Here is a 24456-nt window from a genome sequence, read left to right as displayed (position 1 = left end):
AATGCCGTGGGTGAATACCTGGCCCTCAACGATAACGTTGATGATTTTAAAAAGATTAAACTTTTGAAATCATTTTTTGTAGGCAACGGTCATGTTATTTGGGGGGAAGTGAGGGCTGCCCAACTGCAAGAGATTTTATCTGCTATTACTGTTCTGCCAATGCAGCATAAATACCTACAACATAAATTGTATATCAAAAACCAGATTTCCCTGGAAAAACGGTACGCAGAAAGAGAAAGGAAGCGGCAATTTTTCGAAGATCAGTTGTAATAGCCACTATTTGAACTAACAAATAGGAAATGCAGGTCAAGGGTTAATCTTACAAATCCAAATCAAAATCATTCGCTGCGGAGGGATTTAACGGGGTTAACGATGGCCGCGCGGATGGTCTGAATACTGATCGTCAACAGGGCAATGGCAAGGGCGACGGAGCTGGCCCACGAGGAGGAGCCACCAGCTGATCTCCGTGCGATAGGCAAACCTCTCGAGCCATTTGTACATGGACCACCCCACGACGGGGAAGGCGATGAGCGCTGCGATACCGACAAGCATTGTGAAGTACCTGCTGAGGAGGGCGACGATACCGCTGACGCTGGCACCGAGGACCTTGCGGATCCCGATCTCCTTGGTGCGTTGTTCGGCAGCATAGGTAACGAAGCCGAAGAGACCGAGGCAGGCATTGAGGATGGCGACGGCGAAGGTGATGAAGATTTGGCCGGTCTGCTGCTCGGCGTGATACAATTTATCAAAGTCCTTATCCATGAAGGTGTAGCTGAAAGGCAGTCCTTGCTTAGCAGCATGGAACTTACTTTCCACAAGGGTAGTTCTGGAAATACCCTATTCAGAAACGCTTCCTTGATCCGTTTGCACTCACCTGTTTAACGCTGTCGTTGTGTAGAAGCCTGCTTTTGAAATTAATGAAACTAAAAAACTCACTCTTTTTTACATATCTGAACTTGAAAAAATCGTATATTAATTATAATAATTGCAGCGCAATAATACTCGTAGGATTAGGTGCTATCAATCATCAATGCGCATTAAGTTAAAAGGAACGAAGAAATGACAATTAACCTAGGTGATTTTGATCGACAATTCGATTGTGTATATAAGTATGAACAATACTCAGTCCGGGACAATGGCGCTATCCTGCGACACATTCGAGAAGGAATGCGTCTACGCAAAGAGGATAATCGATGGGTTTGGGGTAAACCAGATTCCAAGATGTATTTAAAGATCGGAACAGAGTTTGTTCACAGGATAGTAGCAACAGCATTTCATGGTGACGCTCCTACGCCGCAACATGTTGTTGACCATATTGACACCAATCGTCAGAATAACCGGCCGGAAAATCTTCGGTGGCTTACAAGACTAGAGAACATACTGAAAAACCCCATTACGATAAAGAGAATAATTTACCGCTGCGGCAGTATAGAAAATTTTCTTAAAGACCCGTCAATATTAAAAAGGTACTTGAACGAAGACCCAAATTTTGAATGGATGAGAGCAGTCTCCCCAGAAGAAGCACAAATATCCTGGGAACGTTTGAATAACTGGGCACGAAAGGAAAGCGGTAACGCTTCCAATAGGCACACCTCATTGGGAAATTGGATATTTACGGATAGCCGTAACCACAACGCGCATGATGAACCTTCTAGTTTGGTAACCGCCCTGACTCCCAATGCGGTTCAAAAGAACTGGAAAACGCCTTCTGAATTTATCTGTTGTCCACAAGAGTGTACCGGAAAACCAATTTTTTCCTATTTTGGAAAAGTCGATATCGGGGCAGTATTTTCCAGGAATAAATATTCCCTCTCAATAGTATCTGATTATGCAATTTCCAACGATCAGGATACAATGTGGGTTATCTGTAAGTCAAGCGAGGATAGCGCCACAAAACCCTGGTCCCTGGCAAAGGTGACTTATGAAGACGGTTTGTTTGTTCATGAGAATCTTGGAAGTTTTTTTAAGAAAATAGGGGCTGACAAACAGTTTACACTTGCCCAAGGCTTAGAATGGATGGGCGGAGACTCTATTGACGACTTAACCTAAGAAGGAAAAACCGTCGGAAAAAATAAACGAAATGGCGACTTTCTTAGTAGTTGATCTATAAAAATCATATGGTATTAACCTGAAAAAATCACTGCTTTTGTCTGTTGGATGGCATTTTGACTCTAATCATCTTTGCAAAACCTTTGAATACCTCTTATATGTTGATAACCTCCTATATTGGGAGCTTCATTACAAAATACTGCATGAGAGAACAAGAACTATACTGGCTATAAATCTTATCATTAGTAAAAATAGTAGAAAGAAACTATTTGGAAAGGTGTGCTTTCCTGCAGAGGCTAGTTTGATTGCGATTAATCAAAACTAAGCTTTGCAAGCTAGTTAGAGCCTGAAGAAAGAAAGGTCATCTGATAATTTAGTACCTTCACCACATGGTAATATTTAACACAGGGCTAAACGAATTTGCAAGAAAATATTTAATAAAGAATCCCGGTGAGGATCAGCAAGGGCTTCTCGCAGAATGGCAGGAAGCCCATGATAGCTGTGTCATTGAAATGGCAGAACAATTGCTATTCTTTGACAAGATTTCAATAAAAGTTTATGGTGAAAATATGCCCCTGGTAATCCTGATCAATACTTTAGGCATTGAATTGGTCAATGAACTTATTGATGAAGGTGTTATTGAATTTGTATTGTGGACACCAATGTTAACGGCGCTGTCCAATGACGATTTGATAGGTAAAGCAATGCCGATCCAATCCGGCAATTTAAATTCTCCTGTCCATTGTGTTCCGGATGAATCGATTAAGGAGGGTCTTGCGAGGTTAAGAGTCATGCCGGATAGGAAAGTGCGTCGCGATTTGACTAGAAAGATCTCCAAAACATACAAAATTCCTAGGGAAACCTTCGTTCATGATGCCGCAGACATTGTCATGTCAGCGTATTCTAGCAATAAGTTGGAAAATGTTGGATTAGGAAAAGATAAGGAAATCACATTCTTAAATCATGATGAGCGATTCAAGCTGCTTCATCTGGGAGATGTTATTGTGGAAACTGCGATACTGGCTGAGTATCAATATTCAAGTTTTGGCAATTACCAGTACTATGATATCTCACATCAGAGCTATACTACGATCACCAGCGCAACAAATGTTCTGAGCTCAACTAACGAAATATTTAAGGTTGAAATGCTACCTGATATCCGAACGTTATTAAAGGAAGGTCGGATAAACCTAAAGGACATCATCAAACTTAGACGCAAATCAAATTCAAAGAAGTACAGAGAGTGGTTGGAGAATCATACAGGTGATAGTGAATACATAACAAAAGAGTACATTGACGAAATAGCAAATAAAAGAGGGTTCTTTGAAACACCCAAAGGAAAATTTACCAAACTTATGGGTATGTATGGAATAGGGGCTACCGTCGGTGGGGCGGCTGGCGGCGTACCAGGCATGGTATTAGGTGTGGCAGTTGGCAAGGTATTAGAGAATATGGCGGATATCGGCTTAAGCATGATAGACTCTTATCTTCTTGAAGGTTTGCTTAAAGGATGGACGCCGAGGATGTTTATTAATGAATATCAAAAAATGGCACTGAAAGGCCATTTATAGAAAAATTTCAGTTCGGTGCCTACATTAAAATACTGTCTTCCCCAGCTCATGACGTTAGCCAAATGTATTGTCGTACGGACCGATTTCTTAAGGCTAATTTTATTGTCCAGAAATGGACTTACATTAAACTTGGGAACCTCCCGCAATAATCCTATATTTGCTCCGACAGGTGAAAATGAGTTTAAAAGCGTAAACAATTGACACGCCTTTATGTTCCTTAAAAATAGTGACTATAATTTGACTCTCTTCGACTGTAAGATATTAATACCCAGATAGATAGGATTCCAGTTCTGGGCACGGTGATTTCAAGTACTTATAAAAGGCTCACAAAAGTGGGCCTTTTTGATTTGCACAGCATTTGCACAAAATCATTAAGGAAAGGTTTTAAAGAACTTTAAAGGCTAAGTTTAATACTTATACCGAATCTTACAACACTTATCATTACTTCATTTTTTTACTTTGACAAACCTCAAGAGCATTAATGTAATAAAGATCGTGAAAGTTGATCCTTTATTCAGCTCTTATTCAGACACTTTTCTCCTAACAACAAATACTTTTTGAAAGTGGCTCTGCGTTTGGCATGGTACTTTTCTACGGCAAATTTACTGATATGTTTCAAGGCCTCGTCAGTTGAGTCTGTAAATAACATGTATTTCAGGTCTTCGGGGTCTATCATATACTCATCCAGCATTTTATGGAATAGCGGCATTACCGGCTCCCAATAGCTTTTGTTCATCAGCACCACTGGGAAATCCTGTATTTTATGGGTCTGAATCAGCGTAAGCGCCTCAAAGAACTCATCCATCGTCCCAATACCTCCCGGCATGATGACAAAGCCGTAGGAGTATTTGAACATAAGCACCTTTCGGATAAAAAAGTATCTGCTGTTAAAGCACCTATCCAGGTATTTATTCGCCGCCTGTTCTTTGGGCAGTATAATATTACAGCCTATAGACCGCCCGCCAGCTTCCTTTGCTCCACGGTTGCTTGCCTCCATAATACCCGGGCCGCCGCCCGTCATTACGGTAAATCCTAATGCTGCAATGCCGGCGCCCATTTGCCTGGCCTGTTCATAATACCTGGTTCCGGGTTTTACCCTGGCTGAGCCAAACACCGCGATGCAGGGCCCAACGAAATGTAATACTCTGAAACCACGGATAAATTCCCATAATACCCGCAGTGAAAAGAACAATTCCCTGGCCCGGGATCGCGGGCCCTCCAGGAAATATCTTTCTTCGTCGCCCGGAAAACTACTTTTCCCAGCTTTGCCTGGTGTAGTGGTGACCTGTTCCTCTGGCATAGATCTGACATTTACTCAACTAGTGTCTGATAATTACAGGTTATCCCTTATGATAACAGTCATTCGGCAGACTGATATCCCTCATTTCAGGTAAATCGGCCTGGGCTTAATCTTGCAATTGTACCATAAATCTATTAACATGCAGATCTACATAAGCGAAGACGCCACCATCAATAACATACAGAATGATTTTAGGGAGGCATACCCCTACCTGAAGCTCGAGTTTTACTGGCAGCCGCATGCAGCGGGCAAGGCATCCCCGGCCTGGGAAAAGATTCCGCCCGCAACACCGATTGAGGACATCCGGATGATGCACAGCTTCGGCTGGATCGATATCAGCCCAGACCGAACCGCCCAAGACCTGGAACATGATTTTTGCCGTGAGTTCGGTCTTAATGTGCAGGTAATGCGCAAATCCGGTGATCTTTGGCTGGAAACCACCAAGACCGATAACTGGGCGCTTAGGCAACTCAATGAGGAAGGTAAAATGGCGGAAAAAAATATTTTTTTTTACCCGCAGGAACGTGCTGAATAAGCGGTAAGCTCGCCATAAGCTTGTATATGGAATCCTTTGTAAAACAATTCTGAGGATTGACTCGTTACCTATGGCGCTTAGGGCCGGAGTGGCCTATCCCGCTTCTTCCATCGCAGCGATGCAGAAAGCATTCTTCGTACAACGGATATCCCTGTTGTTATTACTCATCCATAAAACTGCATTCTTATGAAAGGCATAATAATTTATAAAGGTAAGTATGGCGCTACCCGGCAATATGCGGTATGGCTTGGCAATGCATTGAATCTTTCCGTTGTACCGGCCGGAGCGGAAACTACCAAACAGTTGTCAGACGCCGATTTCGTGATCCTGGGTTCCAGCATCTATATTGGTAAGCTACAGTTGAAGAAATGGATCAGGGAGAATGAGGATTTCCTTTCCACCAAAAGAGTATATCTTTTTCTTGTCACCGGCACTCCCCTGGAGGAAAAGGATAAGTTGACCGGATATATTAAGAATAATGTTTCCGAAGAGATCAGGAAAAGGTGCAAATACTTCTTTTTTCCGGGTAAGCTGGAGTTTAATAAGCTGTCCTGGCGGGATAAATGGCTGTTGAAGATAGGTGCGTGGTTGTCAAAAGGTACTAAAAATGAGATCCCCTTAGCTGACTATAATATGGTGGACCGCCAATATATAGAAAGCCTGGTGCAGGCGGTTAATTACATGAAAGTCGGATAAGCCATGATCTTTACCAATGACCATTAACCCGGCGATAGATAAAAGCAGCCAGGCCGGATGAGAACGGCAATGTACAATTCTATACTGATGAATATAAGGCACTCAACTGAACGTCTTATACCTGGGATGCATGTCATACAGGATCTCAGCGCGGCAGCTAACGGGAGCCCTGCTGGAATTGGCTACTAGTGAATTCGCGATCGCTTTTTCCAGTGCCTGCTGTGCTTTTGCCCGGTAAGCTTCATTGGCAATGAAGATCTTTGGATAGAGCTCTACCTGTGTAAACACATGTTTTCCATTTGACAGTTCGATCGTTCCCCTTGCTTCGCAGATTAAATGCGATGTTTCGAATGCAAGCCTGTCTGCAAAATGAAGATAGGTGTTCATGAAACAGCCTGCAATAGCGCTGATAAAAAGATGTTCAGGGCTCCACTCTTGCCCCTCACCGCCGAATACCACCGGCGTCGCAATACGGATGGTATCTTTTACCTCATCCGATGTTACCAGACTTCTTTTCTTTTCCAGCCAGTCAAGCCGGATATTGAAACGAATTTCGCTATTCTTCTCGTTCTTAATAGCAGATATAGTGTTCATAACCTTAGATTTAAAGTATTAACTATTTATGAGCGATGAAAACCGGGATAAGATATGTGCAGGGGACCTTCCCCTGTATTGTAACTCCAGGAAGCGGAAAAATCTGTTTGTGGCAGAAAGGAGCCGGTAAGAAGAATAGGCTGCAGCTCATTCAGCCGGCGGGCAAACTCAAATGCGCCTATAGATGCGTCTATGCCATCAAATATAAGCAGGATCTTATTCATGGTTGATACATTATACAAACAAAACTACCATGCATCCTGGCCGTAGCGAATGACAGTGAGCATCTCTGGAAATGATCATTGTCAGAATAAGTTTTGACAGATGTCATTACTGTCGCCTGCTGGTTTTGCTGATTAGTAACAGCCTGTTTCACGGATAACTATGTACAAACGTCGGCCTACAAGATCACAGCTGTCATGGTCGAAAACAACAGGACTGCTGAAGATCATTTTGACGACTGACAATTGTCATCATACAATATGTAATAAGCAGCCAATTTTGCTGGCCAGTTTAGTGAATTGTTATTATATTCTTTTATTTGTAAATTAATCACATATGAAACGTAACATCGGAGAAACTGATAGAAGCGGCCGGCTTATTTCCGCTTTATTATTCGCTGCTCTGTACTTTGGCGGCATTATAACTGGCATGGCAGGGGTAATATTTTTGATACTTGGCATTGTACTTTTTCTCAGCGCTTTGGCCGGTATATGTCCCCTCTATAGCTTATTGGGACTGAAAACCCGAACGATATGCTCCACAGTAAATAAACAGACCCTTTAATTTTAACAAACAACTATGTACCCGGAATACAACACAATAGAAGAAGCTGTTTCGCTCGTAAAAAGCGGCGACAGGGTTTTTATTCATGGAAGCGCTGCTACGCCGCTTCCATTGGTAAATGCTTTACTGGATCGTGCAGGAGCGCTGCACGATGTTGAGCTGGTATCGATCAGCACATATGGAGACATTAACTGGAACCGACCTGATGTGTTAGAAAACTTTTATATGAATTCACTTTTTGTATCGGCCAATGTACGCGATTGGGTGAATGCAGCCAGTGGCGACTATGTGCCCATATTTTTGAGTGAAATACCCAGGCTGTTTGAGAACGGCGTTCTTCCCCTGGACGTCGCAATTGTACAGGTATCGCCTCCTGACAAGCATGGATACTGTACCCTCGGTACTTCCGTCGATGCAGCACTTTCTGCGGTTAGATGCGCCAGGCAGGTGATCGCGCAGGTAAACCCCCTGATGCCCCGCGTTATGGGAGATGGCGTAATACATCATTCACGTTTTACGGCGATGGTATTGCATGAAACAACGCTGCCTGAAGTCAGTTATTCAAAAAAGTCACACCCCGTGTCAGAACAGATCGGACGATACGTCGCAGGTCTCATTGAAGACGGTGCTACCCTTCAGGTAGGTATCGGTGGCATTCCGGATGCAGTGTTGAAGCAGCTAATTCATCACAAAGGATTGGGCTTACATACCGAGATGTTCTCAGATGGGGTAGTACCCCTGGTAGAAAAGGGTGTTATTACCAATGAGCACAAGAAAGTGCGAAGGGGTAAGATCGTTAGCAGTTTTATCCTGGGAACGCGTAAGGTATATGATTTCGTGGATAACAACCCTTACGTGAGCTGTATGGATGTTGCGTTTGTGAATGATAGCGATGTTATTCGCCGTAACCCCAAAGTGGTAGCTATTAACAGTGCTATTGAAATCGATATCACGGGTCAGGTGTGTGCGGACTCTATCGGCACTTACCAGTTCTCAGGAATCGGCGGACAGATGGATTTTATGAGGGGCGCTGCGCTATCTGAAGGAGGAAAGCCGGTGATCGCGTTGCCTTCTGTCACAAAAGACGGAATCTCCCGCATTGTGCCGTCTCTGAGGCAGGGCGCCGGTGTGGTGACAACACGTGGCCATGTGCATTATGTTGTAACAGAACACGGGGTGGTGAATTTGTATGGGAGGAATCTTGAACAACGGGCAAGGCTACTGATCAGTATTGCAGACCCCGCACACAGAGAGGATCTGGAAAATGCATATTACCAACGATTTGGAAAAGTGTATCGTTTGGTGTAGGATGTCTAAAAATTAACGCCGGTGATTTTTGAACCTTTTGAACCGTTAAATTCCATTTCTTTACAATGCCAGATCTGCCGGTTGCAGTATTTATGACAATACCACGTTTATGACCCAAGGAATACTTGTCGTATTGACATTAAAGAAGCCCTGAAGGAATAGATGTGTTATCCCATATGATACTGATCCTGTAGCGGTATCTGCAACATAAAAATCATGCGGCATGAAAAAAATAGTTTTTAATGTTACCATTCTGCTGTTGTTTGCCACAGCCACATTTGCGCAAGGCGTCATTGAACACGCAGCCCCGGGTTTTGATTCCCTGCGTGCCGGTATACCACATGGCCGGATCGATACGGTCAGCTATAATTCGGTAACAGTGGGAAATCCCCGCAAAGCGCTGGTATATACACCACCGGGATTTTCCAAAAAGAGTAAATATCCGGTGTTATACCTGCTGCACGGCATAGGCGGCGATGAAAAGGAATGGCTGAAAGGCGGCACTCCCCAGGTAGTGCTGGACAACCTGTATGCCGAAGGAAAGATCAAGCCTATGATCGTTGTTATGCCTAACGGCAGGGCCATGAAAGATGACCGGGCCACCGGCAATATTATGGCTCCCGACAAAGTACAGGCGTTTGCCACTTTTGAAAAGGATCTGTTGAACGATCTCATTCCCTATATAGAAAAGAAATACCCTGTTTACACGGACCGGGAGAACCGGGCCATTGCGGGCCTGTCAATGGGAGGAGGGCAGTCGTTGAACTTTGGCCTGGGTAACCTTGACAAGTTTGCGTGGATCGGCGGTTTTTCATCTGCGCCTAACACTAAAGTACCGGAACAGCTGGTGCCCGATCCGGCTGAAGCAAGGCAAAAAATAAAATTGCTCTGGATCTCCTGCGGCGCCAGCGACGGATTGATTTCTTTTAGCAAACGCACACATGATTACCTGCAGCAACACAATGTGCCGCACATCTATTACATCGAGCCGGGCGTGCACGATTTCAAGGTGTGGAAGAACGGACTGTATATGTTCTCACAGCTGATCTTTAAACCGGTGGACACGACCACCTTCTCAAAATATCCGGTAGTGGGCGCGCCTGCGGCAACCAATGTGCGCAATGCACAGTATCCGCAGATACTGGCTGACCGCCGCGTTATTTTCCGCGTTAAGGCGCCGGAGGCACAGAAGGTGCAGGTTGACCTGGGCCGCAAGTATAATATGGTGAAAGACACGGGTGGTGTATGGACCGTAACAACAGATTCTATTGGTGAAGGATTTCACTATTACTCCCTGCTGATAGATGGCGTGGCCGTTGCGGACCCCGCCAGCGAAACTTTTTACGGTATGGGAAGAATGGCCAGCGGTATTGAAATACCCTTTGCGGGCGGCAGCTATTATGCATTAAGGGATGTGCCGCATGGGGATATCAGGATCAGGAAATATTTCTCAAAGGTTACCGGTTCATGGCGCCAGCTGTATATCTATACCCCGCCTGGTTATGATGAAAATACGGGCCAAAAGTATCCGGTGCTGTATATTTTACACGGGGGTGGTGAGGACGAGACCGGCTGGGCCACACAAGGTAAAACGGATCTGATCCTGGATAACCTGATCGCTTCTCAGAAAGCGAAGCCTATGCTGGTTGTTATGCCGGATGCAAACGTGGGCGGTGCTGCTTTTGACGAATCTGTATTGAAGACATTTGAATCTGAGCTGAAGGAGATTATTATTCCCCTGGTAGAAAAAAACTACCGGGCTGAAACCGGTGCAAGCCACCGGGCATTAGCCGGTTTATCCATGGGCGGGATTCACACGCTTTATACCGGTATTAAGAACACAGATCTGTTTTCCTACCTGGGCGTATTCAGCTCGGGCTGGATACAGTCCCGGCAGGCCAGCATTGCAGAGGCCCAGTACAATTTTATGAAAAGCAACAGCGCTATGATCAACAGCAATCTGAAAGCCCTGTGGATCTCCATGGGGGGCAAAGAAGATATTGCCTACCGGAACTGCCAGCTGATGCTTACAAAGCTGGACGAGCTGAATATTAAGCACAGCTACAGCGAATACCCGGGCGGTCACACCTGGCCGGTATGGCGGAATAACCTGTTCAATTTTGCGCAGCTCCTTTTTAAGTAAAATATTAGCCGGAGTATAGCTTTTTGCTACAAAACTGCGAAGACTTTGTAATTTGCGCCCTATGATCCGGCTGTATGAAAACTTCAACCAGTGCAAGGCAAAGGTAGAGCTGTTGTATGCGGATGGCGCTATGAGCATGGCTTTTTGCCAGTACCGCCGCTCTTCCGAAGATGCGTTCTTCATGCCTTACAGTACACTTAGCTACGTACGGGAAGGCCGGAAAGTGGTTTTCCTTAACGGCGAGTGTTATGATATGAAAGCCGGTGATACGCTTTTTGTTCCGAAAAATTCCATTTTATATTCTGATATCCGCGTGAAGCGGGAGCCTTTCGTGAGCCTGAACCTGGTGCTTGGCAATGCGGATACGCTGCTTAGTCCTATGGCCTGCCACATTGCAGACCGTATGCAGCTGCAATATTACGCTGGTATGCACAACATGAGCCTGAGCACTTTTAAACGGTGGTTCAAAAAGAAAGTGGGCTGTAGTCCCGGCCAATGGATGATCGAAAAACGTTTACAACAAGCAAAATACCTGCTGCAGCACAAGCGTTTATCCGTGAAGGAAGCCTGCTACAGGAGCGGGTTTGAGGATGTGTCCTACTTTATCCGCAGGTACAAACAGGTCTTCGGCCATACACCGGGCCAGGCAGTAATTTGACCTTTTTGTCCTATTCCTTCGTTTTCCTGCATCTTACCTTTGTTAAAAAAAGAATATGATCTCACGTGAACAAGCTTTGCAATTTGCGAACGAATGGGTGGCTGCATGGAACGCGCACAACCTGGATGCGGTACTCGCACATTATACGGAAGATTTTGAAATGAGCAGCCCTTTTATACAGCAGATGGGCATCAACCCCGATGGCAGGCTGAAAGGAAAGGCAAACGTGCGGAGTTACTGGGAAAAGGCGATGGTGAACTATCCTGATCTTCATTTCGATCTGCACGAAGTTTTATCCTGCATGAATACTGTGATCATTTATTATACAAGTGTTAAGGGAAAGAAAGCAGCAGAATTTTTTGCGTTCAATGAGGATGGAAAGGTATTCCAGGCGATGGGACACTACAATTAAAAGGGTCCTTATCAGCGCTTAGTACCTGAATACGGCAGGCAGGTTTGGAACGCAGCTGTAGTGAAAGATAATGACATTTTACGCGGCGAAGCGTAAAAATTTAGTTCCTTGCAGCCACCAACTTGTCCAAAATCCTTAAATATAAATCAGTGGGAGTTTGCCTGCCGTATTCATATTTTGTTTTGAACGCTACCACCAGGTCAAGCTTAGGTAGAACAGTTATAAATTGTCCGAATGCGCCTGTCGCAGAATAAGCGCCTTCATAAAAACCTGTATTATAAGGCGCGTCCCAGATCCACCATAAATAACCATACCCAAAATGAAAATATGCCGTCTTTTCTTTAACCGCCTCCTTGTAAGGTGTGACGACGGCAGTTGTTAATTTAACCCAGTCAGCGGGAATTACCTGCTGGTCTTTCCACTTTCCGTTCCTGAGCATTAAATAGCCTATCCTTGCCATATCCCTGGTTGAAAACCACATATGATAGGCCAGGTATTTTGATCTGCTTGTGTCGCCGGTTTTACGTTGCTCTTTAATATTCCAGTCCTGCATGTGCAATGGCCTGGCAAGTATGGAGTCGATCAGCTGATAAATAGTGCGTCCTGTTCGTTGTTCCAGGATGTACCCCGCAGCATTGAAGTCCCAGTTGTTATACAGCCAGAAGCTGCCCGGTTGAATGCTGCCTCTTTTGGGCGCCATTGCAGAAGCATCGCCTTCATTACTGGCCGGATGATAAACACCTGAACGCGCTGTTAACAGATCCCTGACAGTAGCTTTTCTTTCTATCGGTAACAAGCCACCCACATCATCTATATGTAATTGTTCCATGGTGGCGGAAAGATCTATTTTCTTATTTGCCACAAAAGGCCCATACAGCATGGAAAGCAAGCTTTTCCTGCATGATGCCAGGTAGCTGGTTTCTTTTATATCGCCGTAATCAAATAAGATTTTCCCGGATTGGATCACCAACATGCCTGTTGCATGAGTGCTGTCTATAATAAAATGTTTCAGGCTGTTAAGGCCGTCTTTGCTCCAGCCGTCTTTGGATGCATCATCTGTAAATTGCCAGGCACTGTCAGGATAAACAGCATCACCATTTGTAACCGTATTGGATGCCTGGCCCAACGCTACATGTGGTAAAAGAAAGATCAGTAATAGCCATTTGTGCATCATGTTTATCATTTATTGCCTGATTAACCGGAGTATTTTACCGGTCAGGTGAATACAAATAAGCAGTTCGTTATCTGCGTCAATACCGAAAGAAGAGATCTGCCCGACCTTATCCACCAGCAGGCTATTTTTAACAGCTTTACCATCCCTGGTTTCAAGCGCAAAAATGCGACCGCTGATATAGTCCCCGAAGATATACTTTCCGCCAAGAGAAGGCAGTTTTTTTCCACGGTAAACAAAACCGCCTGTGATGGAGCGCTCACCCTTAGCCTGCGGCATATCCAGCACCGGATCTATGAACGAGGGATCGTCACAGTTCCTGGTTCTGTAACATTCCACCCCTTCTTTCCGTGACCAGCCGTAGTTACCGCCTTTTACTATCAGATCAATTTCCTCGTGCTTATTTTGTCCAACATCTCCTGCCCAAAGTGTATTGGTAGGGGGATCAAAACTGATGCGCCAGGGATTGCGCAGTCCGTAGGCATAGATCTCCTCCCGCAAACCTTCCTTGTTACCGCTGAAGGGATTGTCTGGCGGAATGGAATAATTTCCTTTCGCGGAGCTATTCACATCAATCCTGAGTATTTTCCCCAACAGCACTTTTTTGTTCTGGGCATTGTTGTGCGGGTCTCCCCAGCTGCCTCCGTCGCCGGTGGCTATGTAAAGATACCCGTCGGGGCCGAACCTGATGGCGCCGCCATTATGGTTATCCCAGGGCTGGTCAAAACGGAGCAATACCTTTTCGCTGGCGGAATCTGCCTGGTTGGGGCTCGAAGGATTGACCCGGTAGCGAACGATGACCGTCTCGAGCTTTCCCGCCGCCCGGGTGGTATAGTTGACATAAAAATAGCCATTGCGCCTGTAATCGGGATGGAAGGCAAGACCCAGCAATCCAGCCTCTCCGCCATAACTCACTTTGTTCCTGATATCAAGAAAAGGGGAGGCGTTGGCGCTTGTACGTTTGTTTTCAAAAACCTTGATGACGCCGGCTTGTTCCACAACAAAAAGACGGCCGGTACCGTCATTTGCATGGGTAATATCTACAGGAAAATCAAAATGAAGGAAGGGAAATGCCTCTTCCGTCCGAAAACCGCCCGGCTCATCTGCAGCCACCGCGCCCTTGTCAGGGCTCCCTGGGGCCTGGAGCAATACCTGCATGGCAAGCAATAAGAACAACGGTAGTTTTCCTGTGGACATAAAATAATTCCCGGTAAGTTAGTAATAATGGGGAATATTCCGTATAGTGCTCACGGTTGCGTAAACACGTTTACGGCATATTTTTAGAAATTCACCCGAAAATTTATCTCATTTACCGATTTTCCTGTACAAGGAAATATTTAATAACTATCTTGCGCAGTATTTGGTGAAATCCATTACATCCTATCTAACCACTTCCGCAGAGAAACCACTACTATACTTAGTAATATTTTAACCATCATATCCCATGAAAGAGCCTGGTAGAATTGTCATTACCGGATACTCAATCATAAAATATGATAAAATTGTACCTCCGATTGCTGTTGCTGTTGCTTATAGGCACGCAGCCAGTATGGGCACAAAATGTACTAAATCCTAACGATCCAGTTGTAGATTACAATGCAGCCAATCCTCCTGCCCAACCTGCATGGGGATCTATTGGTAAGTGGGTAAGAACACCGCGGCTGTCCTTTACAGGGATTAACTCTTATAAGTGTTATATCTATAAGGGGATGCAGTTCCGCCTTAAGTATCCCAAAAACTTTAATGCAGCAGATACTTCCAAAAAGTATCCTATTATTGTTTTCTTCCATGGGGTAGGCGAGAAGGGAACCGTTTACGATAATGAGTACCAGCTATACCACGGGGGAAAAGAATATATGACTGCCGTGGACAATGGTACATTTGACGGCTTCATCCTCTACGGGCAGAACCAGAGTGGCTACTGGGGCCCCAGCTTTTATGATTACACGTCAGAGCTGATCAATAACTTTTTTGTACCGCAGCTAAATGTGGACCCTTTCAGAGTGCTGATAGCAGGCCTTTCCGGCGGCGGACAGGCAGTATGGGACTTTATTGCCCGCTATCCTAAACTAACTGCTGCGGCTACACCTATCAGTGCAGCCACCTCCACTTATATCGGCTATGTACAAAGCAATAAGTTTACGCCGCTCTGGCAGTTCCAGGGTGGTGTGGATCCTAATCCTCCACCTGCCAATGCACAGGCTATTGCGGATGCAGCCGCTGCTGTGGGTGGCAACTACAAGCTCAATATTTATGCGGGTGCGGGCCATGGTGTGTGGGATAACGCCTGGAAAGAAAAAGATTATTTCCCTTTCATGAGCCGTGGACATAAAGCCAATCCCTGGCCTTTGTATGGCAGAACAGAATTTTGTCCGGGTGACCCGATCATTGATACATTAGGATTAAGCGCCGGCTTTGATGGCTATGAATGGCGGAAAGACGGGGTAGTGATACCGGGCGCCAACAGCAACACGCTGGTGGTGAATAGCCTGGGTACTTATGATGCGCGCGTAAAGAGCGGCAACCGCTGGTCGGCATGGTCGCCCATACCCGTGGTGATCAAGATCAAAGCGCCTACCGTAACGCCGGATATCCAGATCTCCGGTATGATGAGCAACGTGCTGCCCACGCCCGAAGGCAGGGACAGTGTGGTGCTGCAGCTGCCCACCGGCTATACCAGCTACGTATGGATGCTTTCCGGTGGCACTGATACATTAGGACGGTCCAATACTTTCACTGCGCGCACGCCTGGTAATTATATCGCGAAAGTAGCTGAACAATATACCTGCTCCAGCATACCCTCCAATCCTTTCCCGGTGATCAATGCAGCGGGCGCCAATGTGCCTGACGCTGCGGCGGGATTAGTTGCCTCGGCTGTTTCCAAAACGCAGATCAAACTGAACTGGACCAACAACCCCAGCCCTGCATTCAATGAAACGCAGTTCGAGATCTACCGCGCTCCTGCAGCCGGCGGACCTTATACACTGGCAGGCAAGGTGAATGCCGATGTGCTCACCTTTACCGACGCGGGGCTAGGTGTCAACACACGCTATTATTATATTGTAAGGGCAGTGAACAATAACGGCGCAGCTGCCGTCAGCAATGAAGCCAATGCGTCCACACAGGCAGACATCACGCCACCGAGCGCACCTGGCAACCTTAAAGTGACGGCCAGCACAGCCAATGCGATTTATCTTTCCTGGACCAACTCGACGGATGATGTAGGGGTAGACAGATATGATATTTACCTGAACGGCAAAAAAACATACTCTGTACCTTTCGTCTCCGGTACCACTACTTATTCCTTCATGGCGTACGGGCTCACTAACCGTCAGCTGTATACGATTGTAGTGAAAGCGAGAGATGGCAGCGGTAACGAGTCTCCGGCCAGTAACCAGGTATCCAGGGTGGCAGCATCCGACGGGCTTGCCTACAAATATTATAACGGTTCCTGGACCTCGCTGCCTAACTTCAGCAGCCTGACACCTACCAAGTCCGGCGTAAGCGCCAATGTAGATATAAGTCCCAGAACACAGTCTGACAACTACGCTTTTCTCTGGGAAGGATATATCAACATCCCGGTGTCTGGCACCTATACGTTTGAGACTTATTCAGACGATGGCAGCAAACTATATATTGACCAGCCGTATGGTCCAAACGCTACTGCGCTGGTGAACAACGATGGTACACATACCGCCACTTCTAAAAGCGCTTCCGTTTTCCTGAATGCCGGTTCTCACCAGATCGCGCTCTCTTATTTCGAACGCACCGGCTCCGGGGAAATTATGCAGCTGTACTGGAAAGGCCCGAACATTGACAGACAGCAGATACCTGCTGCCTATTTCAAAGATTCGATTCCCCTGGGCGCTGTTCCTGATACACCCGGCACAGTTACTGTCACGCCGATATCGTACAACAAGCTGAACGTTTCGTGGACAGACAGCCTGAACAATGAAACAGGCTTCGAAATATACAGGAGCACCACTGCTACCGGGACTTACGGGATCATTGCCACCACAGGCGCTAACGTTACCAGCTATACGGACAGCACCGTGGCGGCCAATAAAAGTTATTTCTACCTGGTGAAGGCGATCAACAACTATGGCAGCTCCGGTCCTACAGCCTATGCAAGCGGTACTACATTAGGGTTACCTTCCAAACCTACCGCGCCCAGTGTGCTTACTGCCACAGCAGTATCGGGCAACCGGATCAACCTGCAGTGGAAAGATAATTCCACCAATGAAGTGGCGTTTGATGTATACCGCTCCGCCAGCACGAACGCGAATTATGTATTGATAGCTTCCCTGCCCGCCAACAATACCACGCAGGCTACCTTTGCAGATTCAGCACTGTTTGCCAATGCCAGGTATTATTATAAGGTAACGGCGAGGAACGACGGGGGAGGCAACACTTCCAACCAGGTAAGCGCTACCACCCTTAACAACCGGCCGGTGATGACAGCTTTGCCTGATAAGAGCATGCGTTATGGTACACAGCTTACCTGTAATATCAGCGTTAGTGATCCGGATGGAGAAACCCTGACGTTTACCGCATCCAATCTTCCGGCCTTTGCTACATTGACCGACGAGGGCGACGGTACCGCTGTGCTTACCTTCTCTCCGCAGAGTACCGACCAGGGCGTGTGGAGTAATATACAGGTGAAGGCTACCGACCAGCATAACGGAACAGCTACCCAATCTTTTACCCTGACGGTAAATGATAACTACGTGCCTGCTTTAAGCACTATTGCCGATGTGAGCCTTGCAGAAAAGGGCACTGCACAGGTCAACCTCTCATCCGCGGATAACAATACTACAGATACCACTATCTGGACCCTTACAGGTTTACCTTCATTTGCCACCTTCACCGCCACTGGTAATACAGCGCAGATCCAACTGGCGCCCGGTTATGCTGATGCAGGCGCTTATCCCGTGACAGTGAAGGTTGATGACGGCAAAGGCGGTACAGATGCCAAAAGCTTTACCATTAATGTTACGGATGTAAATCCCAATTACTCCATCAACGTAGACTTCACAGATGGCGCCTACCAGGGACCTTCCACATGGAACAATACCAATCAGAAACCGGCCCAGTACGAAGTATATCCGGACCTGAAGGATAGCCAGGGCCGCAGCACCGGTATTACACTGAATGTACTGACCCCCTGGCAGACCATTAACGGTGGCGCCAATACGAATAACCAGGGTGCGAACACCGGTTCAAACAGTGGCGTGTACCCGGACAATGTGATGACCAGCAGCTGGTGGACCAATACCACCCTGCAAACGATCAGGCTGACCGGTTTAGATCCGAAATACAAATACTGCTTTACATTCTTTGGCAGCCGGGCCGGTGTGAGCGACAGCCGTGTTGCGAGCTATTCCATCAATGGTACCAGCGTAACCCTGAATGCTACCAATAATGCTACGCAAACTGCTACTATCAATAATATGCGCCCGGATTCTGCCGGCGGTATTTCTGTAGACCTCACAGCTGCTGCGGGCTCTCAGTATGCTTATATCAATGCAATGGTGGTGAATGCTGTTTTTGACGACAGCACCGCACCTGCCAGGCCGGGACATTTTGCTGCACGCAACATCGCGGAAGGCGTAAGGCTTAGCTGGACAGACCAGGCTTATAATGAAACAGGTTATGAGCTGTACCGTTCAGCAGACCGCAACAGCGCCTTTACCCTGCTGAGCCCCGGTCCCAAGGCGAATGATACCGCCTATACGGATGCAACGGCTACCAGCGGTCAAACCTGGTATTATACAGCCAGGGCAGTAAATGGCTATGGCGTATCTGCCTATACAGATACCATCGCCTTTACCATCCCGAACAAACCGCCGGTACTGGCTACGATCGCTGATGTGATCATCAAAACAGATACGATTAAACAGATAGCTGTTACTGCCACAGATGCGGCGGGAGATGTGATCACCCTGTCTGCTGTCAGCCTGCCCGGCTTCGCCAGCTTCCAGGACAATAGCAACGGTAGTGGTACTATCACCTTGTCGCCCACTGCTACCGATATCGGCAAGTACACGCTTGTAATAAAAGCTGCAGATAGCAAAGGCGATACCAGCAGCCTGCGCTTTACCGTGCAGGTAACGGATAAGAAAAGCACTTCCATTTACGTGAACTGCAACCAGGTAGAACCGGTTGGCGCACCCTGGAACAACTTTAATGCGTTGCCCAACGCCAATACAGGTATCAGTAACCTGCAGGATGAAACCGGCGCTGCCAGCGGTATCAGCATCACGATACTGGATCCCTTCACCGGCGCCAATAACGTTGGCACCAGCACCGGTGATAATTCCGGCGTGTTCCCGGATGCAGTGATGCATACTTTCTTCTATGACCAGAGCAGCAGCGACAGGCGTATACGTATCAGCGGCCTGCGTGCTGACCGCAAATACAACTTGGTGTTCTTCGGCGCCCGTGCGGGTGTAGCAGATAACCGGAATACCATTTACAGCGCAGGCGGACAAACCGTTACGCTCAATGCTGCCAGCAATACCAGCAACACGGTGCAGATCAATGGCCTGGTTCCCGACAGCACCGGTGGTATCCTGTTTACGGTTAGGCAGCCTTCCGGTTCCGTGGCTGCTTACCTCAATGCCATGGTGATACAGTCTTATGTAGATGACGGTACACCATTAACACCTGCTAACCTGGCAGCCAGCGGACAATCCAGGACCAGCCTGCAGCTGACCTGGTCTGATAAATCCAGCAATGAAACCGGCTTCGAAGTATGGCGTTCGGCTTCCCGCAATGGTACCTACAGCCTGATAGCTACCACCGGCGCCAACGTCACCACTTACAAAGACAGCAGCCTGAGTGCAAACAGCATCTATTACTACCAGGTAAGAGCAGTAGCAGGAACATTGACCTCTGCCTACAGCAATATCGCCTCCGGCGCTACCCTGGCATACGGTGTATATGTGAACTTTACCGTTACCAATATAGCCGGCGCCCCCTGGAATAACACCGCTGCGCTGCCAACACAAGGCCTGGTATGGAAAAACCTGTGGGACGACACGGGCAGCGGCACCGGCATATCGCTGACCCTCGTGGATAACTTTACGGGCACCAACCCGGCAGGCGCGCAAACCGGTAATGACAGCGGCGTATATCCTGACAAGGCACTGGCAGAATCTTATTATACAGAGCCGGGAGATACGGCCGTACTGAAATTCAGCGGACTGGATCAGGCCAAGCAATATTCTTTCACCTTCCTCGGCAGCCGTGGCAGTGGCGGTACCAGGGTCACCGCTTATGCTATCGGCAATAAGGTAGTAACACTGGATGCCAATGACAATATCCAGAACACGGTGACTATCGATAAGGTAATGCCTGATAAAAATGGCGAGATCTATATCTCCGTTTATACGGCGCTCAACTACGGCTACCTGAACACCCTGGTAATGAAGGTTGCGCCGCCGGATGACAGCAGCTCCATTCAAACCCTGCCCGTCTATAATGCAGGCATGTCTGCACGCAGCAGCAATCGCACGGTAGGGCTGGCGGGTGCTATGAGCAGTACCCAGCCAGGGATCACTAATACGGATGGTAACGACATCGCAGTAGTGAACGTATATCCGAATCCGTTTGACAATTTTATCAACCTGAACCTGCATATTCATCAGCAACAGGCTACGCGGGTAATGGTAAGAATGCTCGATGGCAACGGAAGACTGGTGCTGGTGAAAGACCTGGGTAACAGGGGCAGCGGTGCTTACCAGGAGCGACTGGAACTGGGCGGCAAACCGGTTATGAATGGACTGTACCTGCTACAGGTACTATTTGATAACAAACCAGTAAAGACAATTAAGCTGATAAAGCAATAATAAATAATAAAGAGGCCACCGGAAGGTGGCCTCTTTATATTCAAATAACTTACTCAGGTAACTTTATGCAGTTTGCTGGTCCCTTAATGCCTTTACTTCATCATGTGCCTGTTTAAGTTCCTGTTGCTGCGATGCTACAAGGGCCCTGATATGGTGAGGCAGATCTTCTTCCAGCGCAGCTGTGTAAGCTTTCTGCGCAGCATCCTCGCCATACTCAGCGCTGCTTAATACCGTTTCTTCGCTACGGCCGGTAAATGCTGATTTGATATCCATCCAGGCGCGATAAAGCTTACCACTTGTAGTGGTGCCTGACTCCATCGTGCCATGAAGTACCTGCACCTCTGTTCCCAGTGCAAGCTTCAACTGCCGGCTCTGATCTATATACTTCAAGAAGTAGCTTTTCAAATGTGCATCGTTTTCCTTTAGTTCTGCCAGCGATTTCTCATACCCTGCGATCCTGTCATTGTTGATCTCAATCAGGTCGTTCAGTACCTCGATGGTATTATCCGTAGTTACCATAATGCATCTTTTTTTTGGGTGAATAATGTTATAGGTAGTACAAAGCCCGCGCCAAAGCAGTCAGCCGGATAACCCTGTGCCCGCCATAAGGGGAATCGGTTGATCTTAAGCCACAATATGGGGTATTTTGTCTGCTATTAAGTCTGCTCATTTTGTAGACTAATAAAAATGTTTTTACTTTGAATAAATTGGTCATGTGACCAATTGGACACGATCTTAACGTAGCGTTTAATTAACATCAAATATGGAGAAGATTTACATCGGTGACGGCGGCCCCAAAGTATCGCCAGCCATATACGGATTTTACAGGTGGAACGATGACACAGCCAATGGAGAAAAGATAATGGAGTCTACGATCAATTTGTGTTTGGAATTGGGTATTAACACATTTGATCATGCCGATATATATGGCGGGTATCAATGTGAAGAGCTTTTCGGCAGAGCATTGAGCAAGCGTTCTTTTAAACGGGAAGATGTGGTGCTTTTTACAAAGTGTGGTTTGCTGGTGCCACACCCGTCCGTGCCGGACGTTCGCGTGAAACACTGCAACACATCGCCGGATCATATAGTAAAGAGCGTAGATAATTCCCTGCAGCGATTAAGGACGGATTACATAGACATATTTCTCCTTAATCATTTTGATCCCCTGGCAGATTTGGAGGCGACAGCGTATACATTAAGGAAATTGAAGGAGCGGGGGAAGATAAAGCATGTGGGAGTGGTGAACTTCTCTGTATTCCAGCATCAGCTGCTCGCTTCCTATTTAGGGATCCCTATTGTAACAAATCATATTGAGCTAAACCTGCTGAATACATCTGCATTTGATAATGGCCAGATAGATTACATCAAGCAGCGGTATATGCGTCCCCTTGTAACCGCTCCGCTTGCGGCCGGAAGGATTGCCCACGGTACTGATGAACAGGCCGTAAAAGTACGGGCCAGGCTGGAGGAGATCGGGCGTAAGTATAATGCAGATATTGAGTCTATTGCAGTAGCCTGGCTGGTAAAATTAGGCGCCCTGCCTTTGGTGGGCACTACAAATGAAAGGCGGATACGAAACATTGTCAATACATTTTCCATAGATCTTGATTACCAGGACTGGTACGATCTGTATGCTACATCCACTGCGGCGCTGCATCCCGCTACCTTATAACCTGTTTGCTCATGCGTAGAAATAGCGCCGCCGCTGCATTTGCAGTGGCTATCATGTGCTTGTTGCTGGCCGCCAGCTGCAAAACTACCCCGGATCATCACCGGTATACAATTGTTGTAGTGGGCTCTTCCACAGCGGCAGGATACGGCATCAGGCCAAAGGATAGTTGCTGGGTCAACCGCTTTGCCCAATCGCTGGGGCCGGAAGTAGCGGTACAGAACCTTTCGAAGACGGGCTATTCTACCTACGAAGTAATGCCCACGGGTACCAGGAAAGAAGGGCGGCCGGCCCCGGATGAGCAAAGGAATATTACCAAAGCGCTCAGCTTCCATCCCGATGCCATCATCATCAACCTGCCTACCAATGATGCGGCCGCAGGCTACAGCCTGGAAGAGCAGCAGGCTAATTTTCGTACGATCATACAATCTGTCAGGGATCAGCATATCCCGGTGTGGGTGACCACTACCCAGCCACGCACCAATACTTTCGGGCATCCGCGTAGTACATTGCCACAGATGCGCGACTGGCTGCTGGCAACCTACGGCGACAAGGTGATTAATTTCTGGGAACCTTTTGCAAACCCCGATAATACTATCAACAAAGCATATGACCAGGATGGTATTCACCTGAATATACCGGGGCATCGCATTCTCTTTGAGCGCGTGGCGCAAAAGCATATTATGGATACGGTGCTGGCGTACAGGCAGGGAAAGATCAACCGATAATTGCGGCGCCGGATTATTTGCTTTGCTGGCAGAGCTTCTTTTTATAGCTACCCGGATTTACCCCGGTCATCTTCCTGAAGAGACGATTGAAGTAGGGAATGTTCTCAAATCCCAGGCTGAAGGCAATATCCTTAATTGACAGATCCCTGATCAACATGATCTGCTGGGCCTTCTCGATCTTTTTCTGATTAATGTATTTTCCCGGCGTGCACCCCATATTTTTATTAAACAGCCGGATAAAATGGTCTTTTGTCAAAAAGCTCAGCGCTGCCAGATCTTCTATATTAATAGGCCTGTCGATGTTCGTATGAATATAATGCAGCGATTTCAGTATCCGCTGATCCAGCTCCAGATGCTTATCGGATGCTCCCGCCAGGAAACGGGAAAAAATTTGTTGGATGATAGCTCTGGCTTCCATTTCGAAAGCGGGAGGCATGGTTCTGTGAAGGGCAATATTTTTAATAAGGGTAGGCGAATTATCGTATGAGCTGGGGTCATAGAATTGTAGTCCCCGGTCAGGGTTGATGAGCGCGAGCCGCTGTATCAGCTGAATGATCAACGCGTCTGCTTCAAGTTCCACGGGAAAGTCAAGGAGGTCAAAAATGCTGGGCTGACCATTCATTTCCTCGTAGATATGGATATAGTATAATGACAAACGGCCATCGCATTCATATCCGTGGCGGACATAGGAGGGGGTGAGGTATAAATGCCCCTTTTTCAGTTCATACGTGCCGTCTTCCCGGATGATCCTGGCTGTCCCGCTTTTAACCAGGTGGATCCTGATAAAAGGGCTGCATACGTTCTTCCAGTTCCAGTCAGCATTATGGACAGCGAGGCCAATATTCAGTAAAATGAAATCCGGGAACTTGCGTTCTCCGCTCATAGTCAAGGTTTTGCAACAAATGTAGGGTTTGGATGTCGATAAAGTGCAATTATTTTGTCGATATTGGGTAAAAGGGAAAAAAAGAAGATCGGTATTTTTAGCA

General features: G+C 46.9%; 21 protein-coding genes. 13 read left to right on the top strand and 8 right to left on the bottom strand.

What is annotated here, in order from left to right; all coding sequences use genetic code 11:
* Window positions 1-6 precede the first annotated feature (6 nt).
* Entirely contained in the window at window positions 7-270 is a 264-nt protein-coding gene (locus tag ACR9Y8_RS03550) for a hypothetical protein (protein WP_481211856.1), read from the top strand.
* A 96-nt stretch (window positions 271-366) separates the two neighbouring features.
* Here ACR9Y8_RS03550 and ACR9Y8_RS03545 read toward each other — a convergent pair whose 3' ends face one another.
* A complete protein-coding gene (locus tag ACR9Y8_RS03545; RefSeq protein ID WP_481211855.1) occupies window positions 367-816 on the bottom strand; it encodes an ABC transporter permease in 450 nt (149 codons plus the stop codon).
* A gap of 405 nt (window positions 817-1221) precedes the next feature.
* Here ACR9Y8_RS03545 and ACR9Y8_RS03540 point away from each other — a divergent pair, with 405 nt between their 5' ends.
* Both ACR9Y8_RS03540 and ACR9Y8_RS03535 read left to right on the top strand, forming a co-directional pair.
* Complete coding sequence (locus ACR9Y8_RS03540; protein ID WP_481211854.1) at window positions 1222-2049, top strand: HNH endonuclease signature motif containing protein; 828 nt, start codon at window positions 1222-1224, stop codon at window positions 2047-2049.
* 389 nt (window positions 2050-2438) lie between these two features.
* Window positions 2439-3620 (top strand): hypothetical protein, encoded by a 1182-nt coding sequence (locus ACR9Y8_RS03535; protein ID WP_481211853.1) that lies wholly within the window; start codon window positions 2439-2441, stop codon window positions 3618-3620.
* Window positions 3621-4134: 514 nt separating this feature from the next.
* Here the strand turns inward: ACR9Y8_RS03535 and ACR9Y8_RS03530 are convergent.
* Window positions 4135-4920: an LOG family protein gene (locus ACR9Y8_RS03530; RefSeq protein WP_481211852.1), complete on the bottom strand. Its 786-nt coding sequence runs from the start codon at window positions 4918-4920 to the stop codon at window positions 4135-4137.
* A gap of 139 nt (window positions 4921-5059) precedes the next feature.
* On the opposite strand from ACR9Y8_RS03530, the gene ACR9Y8_RS03525 reads away from it, so the two are divergent.
* Together ACR9Y8_RS03525 and ACR9Y8_RS03520 are read left to right on the top strand one after the other, a co-directional pair.
* Window positions 5060-5455, top strand: coding sequence for a hypothetical protein (locus ACR9Y8_RS03525; protein WP_481211851.1), 396 nt, complete (start codon window positions 5060-5062; stop codon window positions 5453-5455).
* A gap of 186 nt (window positions 5456-5641) precedes the next feature.
* Window positions 5642-6151: a flavodoxin domain-containing protein gene (locus tag ACR9Y8_RS03520; protein ID WP_481211850.1), complete on the top strand. Its 510-nt coding sequence runs from the start codon at window positions 5642-5644 to the stop codon at window positions 6149-6151.
* Window positions 6152-6253: 102 nt separating this feature from the next.
* Here the strand turns inward: ACR9Y8_RS03520 and ACR9Y8_RS03515 are convergent, their stop codons facing one another.
* Together ACR9Y8_RS03515 and ACR9Y8_RS03510 are read right to left on the bottom strand one after the other, a co-directional pair.
* On the bottom strand, window positions 6254-6745 hold the full coding sequence (locus tag ACR9Y8_RS03515; RefSeq protein WP_481211849.1) for an OsmC family protein: 492 nt from the start codon (window positions 6743-6745) through the stop codon (window positions 6254-6256).
* Window positions 6746-6771: 26 nt separating this feature from the next.
* Window positions 6772-6969 (bottom strand): hypothetical protein, encoded by a 198-nt coding sequence (locus ACR9Y8_RS03510; protein ID WP_481211848.1) that lies wholly within the window; start codon window positions 6967-6969, stop codon window positions 6772-6774.
* Between the two features lie 334 nt (window positions 6970-7303).
* On the opposite strand from ACR9Y8_RS03510, the gene ACR9Y8_RS03505 reads away from it, so the two are divergent.
* The 5 genes from ACR9Y8_RS03505 to ACR9Y8_RS03485 all read left to right on the top strand — a co-directional run bounded on the left by ACR9Y8_RS03505 (window position 7304) and on the right by ACR9Y8_RS03485 (window position 12052).
* Window positions 7304-7531 (top strand): YgaP family membrane protein, encoded by a 228-nt coding sequence (locus tag ACR9Y8_RS03505; RefSeq protein ID WP_481211847.1) that lies wholly within the window; start codon window positions 7304-7306, stop codon window positions 7529-7531.
* Window positions 7532-7546: 15 nt separating this feature from the next.
* Window positions 7547-8839: an acetyl-CoA hydrolase/transferase family protein gene (locus ACR9Y8_RS03500; RefSeq protein WP_481211846.1), complete on the top strand. Its 1293-nt coding sequence runs from the start codon at window positions 7547-7549 to the stop codon at window positions 8837-8839.
* Between the two features lie 223 nt (window positions 8840-9062).
* Window positions 9063-10982, top strand: coding sequence for an alpha/beta hydrolase-fold protein (locus ACR9Y8_RS03495; protein WP_481211845.1), 1920 nt, complete (start codon window positions 9063-9065; stop codon window positions 10980-10982).
* Window positions 10983-11043: 61 nt separating this feature from the next.
* Complete coding sequence (locus ACR9Y8_RS03490; RefSeq protein WP_481211844.1) at window positions 11044-11640, top strand: helix-turn-helix domain-containing protein; 597 nt, start codon at window positions 11044-11046, stop codon at window positions 11638-11640.
* Between the two features lie 55 nt (window positions 11641-11695).
* Window positions 11696-12052, top strand: coding sequence for a nuclear transport factor 2 family protein (locus ACR9Y8_RS03485; protein ID WP_481211843.1), 357 nt, complete (start codon window positions 11696-11698; stop codon window positions 12050-12052).
* Between the two features lie 100 nt (window positions 12053-12152).
* Here the strand turns inward: ACR9Y8_RS03485 and ACR9Y8_RS03480 are convergent, their stop codons facing one another.
* Together ACR9Y8_RS03480 and ACR9Y8_RS03475 are read right to left on the bottom strand one after the other, a co-directional pair.
* Complete coding sequence (locus ACR9Y8_RS03480) at window positions 12153-13226, bottom strand: serine hydrolase domain-containing protein (protein WP_481211842.1); 1074 nt, start codon at window positions 13224-13226, stop codon at window positions 12153-12155.
* Window positions 13227-13235: 9 nt separating this feature from the next.
* Window positions 13236-14420, bottom strand: coding sequence for a PQQ-dependent sugar dehydrogenase (locus ACR9Y8_RS03475; RefSeq protein WP_481211841.1), 1185 nt, complete (start codon window positions 14418-14420; stop codon window positions 13236-13238).
* Between the two features lie 296 nt (window positions 14421-14716).
* Between ACR9Y8_RS03475 and ACR9Y8_RS03470 the strand changes: the two genes are divergently transcribed.
* Window positions 14717-21073, top strand: coding sequence for a fibronectin type III domain-containing protein (locus tag ACR9Y8_RS03470; RefSeq protein WP_481211840.1), 6357 nt, complete (start codon window positions 14717-14719; stop codon window positions 21071-21073).
* A gap of 63 nt (window positions 21074-21136) precedes the next feature.
* On the opposite strand, the gene ACR9Y8_RS03465 is transcribed toward ACR9Y8_RS03470, so the two are convergent.
* Entirely contained in the window at window positions 21137-21592 is a 456-nt protein-coding gene (locus tag ACR9Y8_RS03465; RefSeq protein WP_481211839.1) for a ferritin-like domain-containing protein, read from the bottom strand.
* Window positions 21593-21836: 244 nt separating this feature from the next.
* Here ACR9Y8_RS03465 and ACR9Y8_RS03460 point away from each other — a divergent pair, with 244 nt between their 5' ends.
* Window positions 21837-22745, top strand: a complete 909-nt coding sequence (locus ACR9Y8_RS03460; protein WP_481211838.1) for an aldo/keto reductase — start codon at window positions 21837-21839, stop codon at window positions 22743-22745.
* 11 nt (window positions 22746-22756) lie between these two features.
* Window positions 22757-23470, top strand: a complete 714-nt coding sequence (locus tag ACR9Y8_RS03455) for an SGNH/GDSL hydrolase family protein (RefSeq protein ID WP_481211837.1) — start codon at window positions 22757-22759, stop codon at window positions 23468-23470.
* Window positions 23471-23483: 13 nt separating this feature from the next.
* Here the strand turns inward: ACR9Y8_RS03455 and ACR9Y8_RS03450 are convergent, their stop codons facing one another.
* Window positions 23484-24353 carry a helix-turn-helix domain-containing protein gene (locus tag ACR9Y8_RS03450; protein WP_481211836.1) on the bottom strand — a complete coding sequence of 290 codons (870 nt, stop codon included), beginning with the start codon at window positions 24351-24353 and terminating at the stop codon, window positions 23484-23486.
* Between the last annotated feature and the right edge of the window lie 103 nt (window positions 24354-24456).

The sequence above is a fragment of the Chitinophaga sp. SVR4-12A genome (assembly GCF_056754765.1).
This window is presented reverse-complemented; position numbering and strand designations above follow the sequence as displayed.

What these genes read in the sequence shown, in the direction of transcription:
- ACR9Y8_RS03540 (WP_481211854.1), top strand. Translation starts at nt 1,222, where the DNA reads ATGTATTTAAAGATCGGAACAGAGTTTGTTCACAGGATAGTAGCAACA.
- ACR9Y8_RS03535 (WP_481211853.1), top strand. Translation starts at nt 2,439, where the DNA reads ATGGTAATATTTAACACAGGGCTAAACGAATTTGCAAGAAAATATTTA.
- ACR9Y8_RS03530 (WP_481211852.1), bottom strand. Translation starts at nt 4,920, where the DNA reads ATGCCAGAGGAACAGGTCACCACTACACCAGGCAAAGCTGGGAAAAGT.
- ACR9Y8_RS03525 (WP_481211851.1), top strand. Translation starts at nt 5,060, where the DNA reads ATGCAGATCTACATAAGCGAAGACGCCACCATCAATAACATACAGAAT.
- ACR9Y8_RS03520 (WP_481211850.1), top strand. Translation starts at nt 5,642, where the DNA reads ATGAAAGGCATAATAATTTATAAAGGTAAGTATGGCGCTACCCGGCAA.
- ACR9Y8_RS03515 (WP_481211849.1), bottom strand. Translation starts at nt 6,745, where the DNA reads ATGAACACTATATCTGCTATTAAGAACGAGAAGAATAGCGAAATTCGT.
- ACR9Y8_RS03510 (WP_481211848.1), bottom strand. Translation starts at nt 6,969, where the DNA reads ATGAATAAGATCCTGCTTATATTTGATGGCATAGACGCATCTATAGGC.
- ACR9Y8_RS03505 (WP_481211847.1), top strand. Translation starts at nt 7,304, where the DNA reads ATGAAACGTAACATCGGAGAAACTGATAGAAGCGGCCGGCTTATTTCC.
- ACR9Y8_RS03500 (WP_481211846.1), top strand. Translation starts at nt 7,547, where the DNA reads ATGTACCCGGAATACAACACAATAGAAGAAGCTGTTTCGCTCGTAAAA.
- ACR9Y8_RS03495 (WP_481211845.1), top strand. Translation starts at nt 9,063, where the DNA reads ATGAAAAAAATAGTTTTTAATGTTACCATTCTGCTGTTGTTTGCCACA.
- ACR9Y8_RS03490 (WP_481211844.1), top strand. Translation starts at nt 11,044, where the DNA reads ATGATCCGGCTGTATGAAAACTTCAACCAGTGCAAGGCAAAGGTAGAG.
- ACR9Y8_RS03485 (WP_481211843.1), top strand. Translation starts at nt 11,696, where the DNA reads ATGATCTCACGTGAACAAGCTTTGCAATTTGCGAACGAATGGGTGGCT.
- ACR9Y8_RS03480 (WP_481211842.1), bottom strand. Translation starts at nt 13,226, where the DNA reads ATGATGCACAAATGGCTATTACTGATCTTTCTTTTACCACATGTAGCG.
- ACR9Y8_RS03475 (WP_481211841.1), bottom strand. Translation starts at nt 14,420, where the DNA reads ATGTCCACAGGAAAACTACCGTTGTTCTTATTGCTTGCCATGCAGGTA.
- ACR9Y8_RS03470 (WP_481211840.1), top strand. Translation starts at nt 14,717, where the DNA reads ATGATAAAATTGTACCTCCGATTGCTGTTGCTGTTGCTTATAGGCACG.
- ACR9Y8_RS03465 (WP_481211839.1), bottom strand. Translation starts at nt 21,592, where the DNA reads ATGGTAACTACGGATAATACCATCGAGGTACTGAACGACCTGATTGAG.
- ACR9Y8_RS03460 (WP_481211838.1), top strand. Translation starts at nt 21,837, where the DNA reads ATGGAGAAGATTTACATCGGTGACGGCGGCCCCAAAGTATCGCCAGCC.
- ACR9Y8_RS03455 (WP_481211837.1), top strand. Translation starts at nt 22,757, where the DNA reads ATGCGTAGAAATAGCGCCGCCGCTGCATTTGCAGTGGCTATCATGTGC.
- ACR9Y8_RS03450 (WP_481211836.1), bottom strand. Translation starts at nt 24,353, where the DNA reads ATGAGCGGAGAACGCAAGTTCCCGGATTTCATTTTACTGAATATTGGC.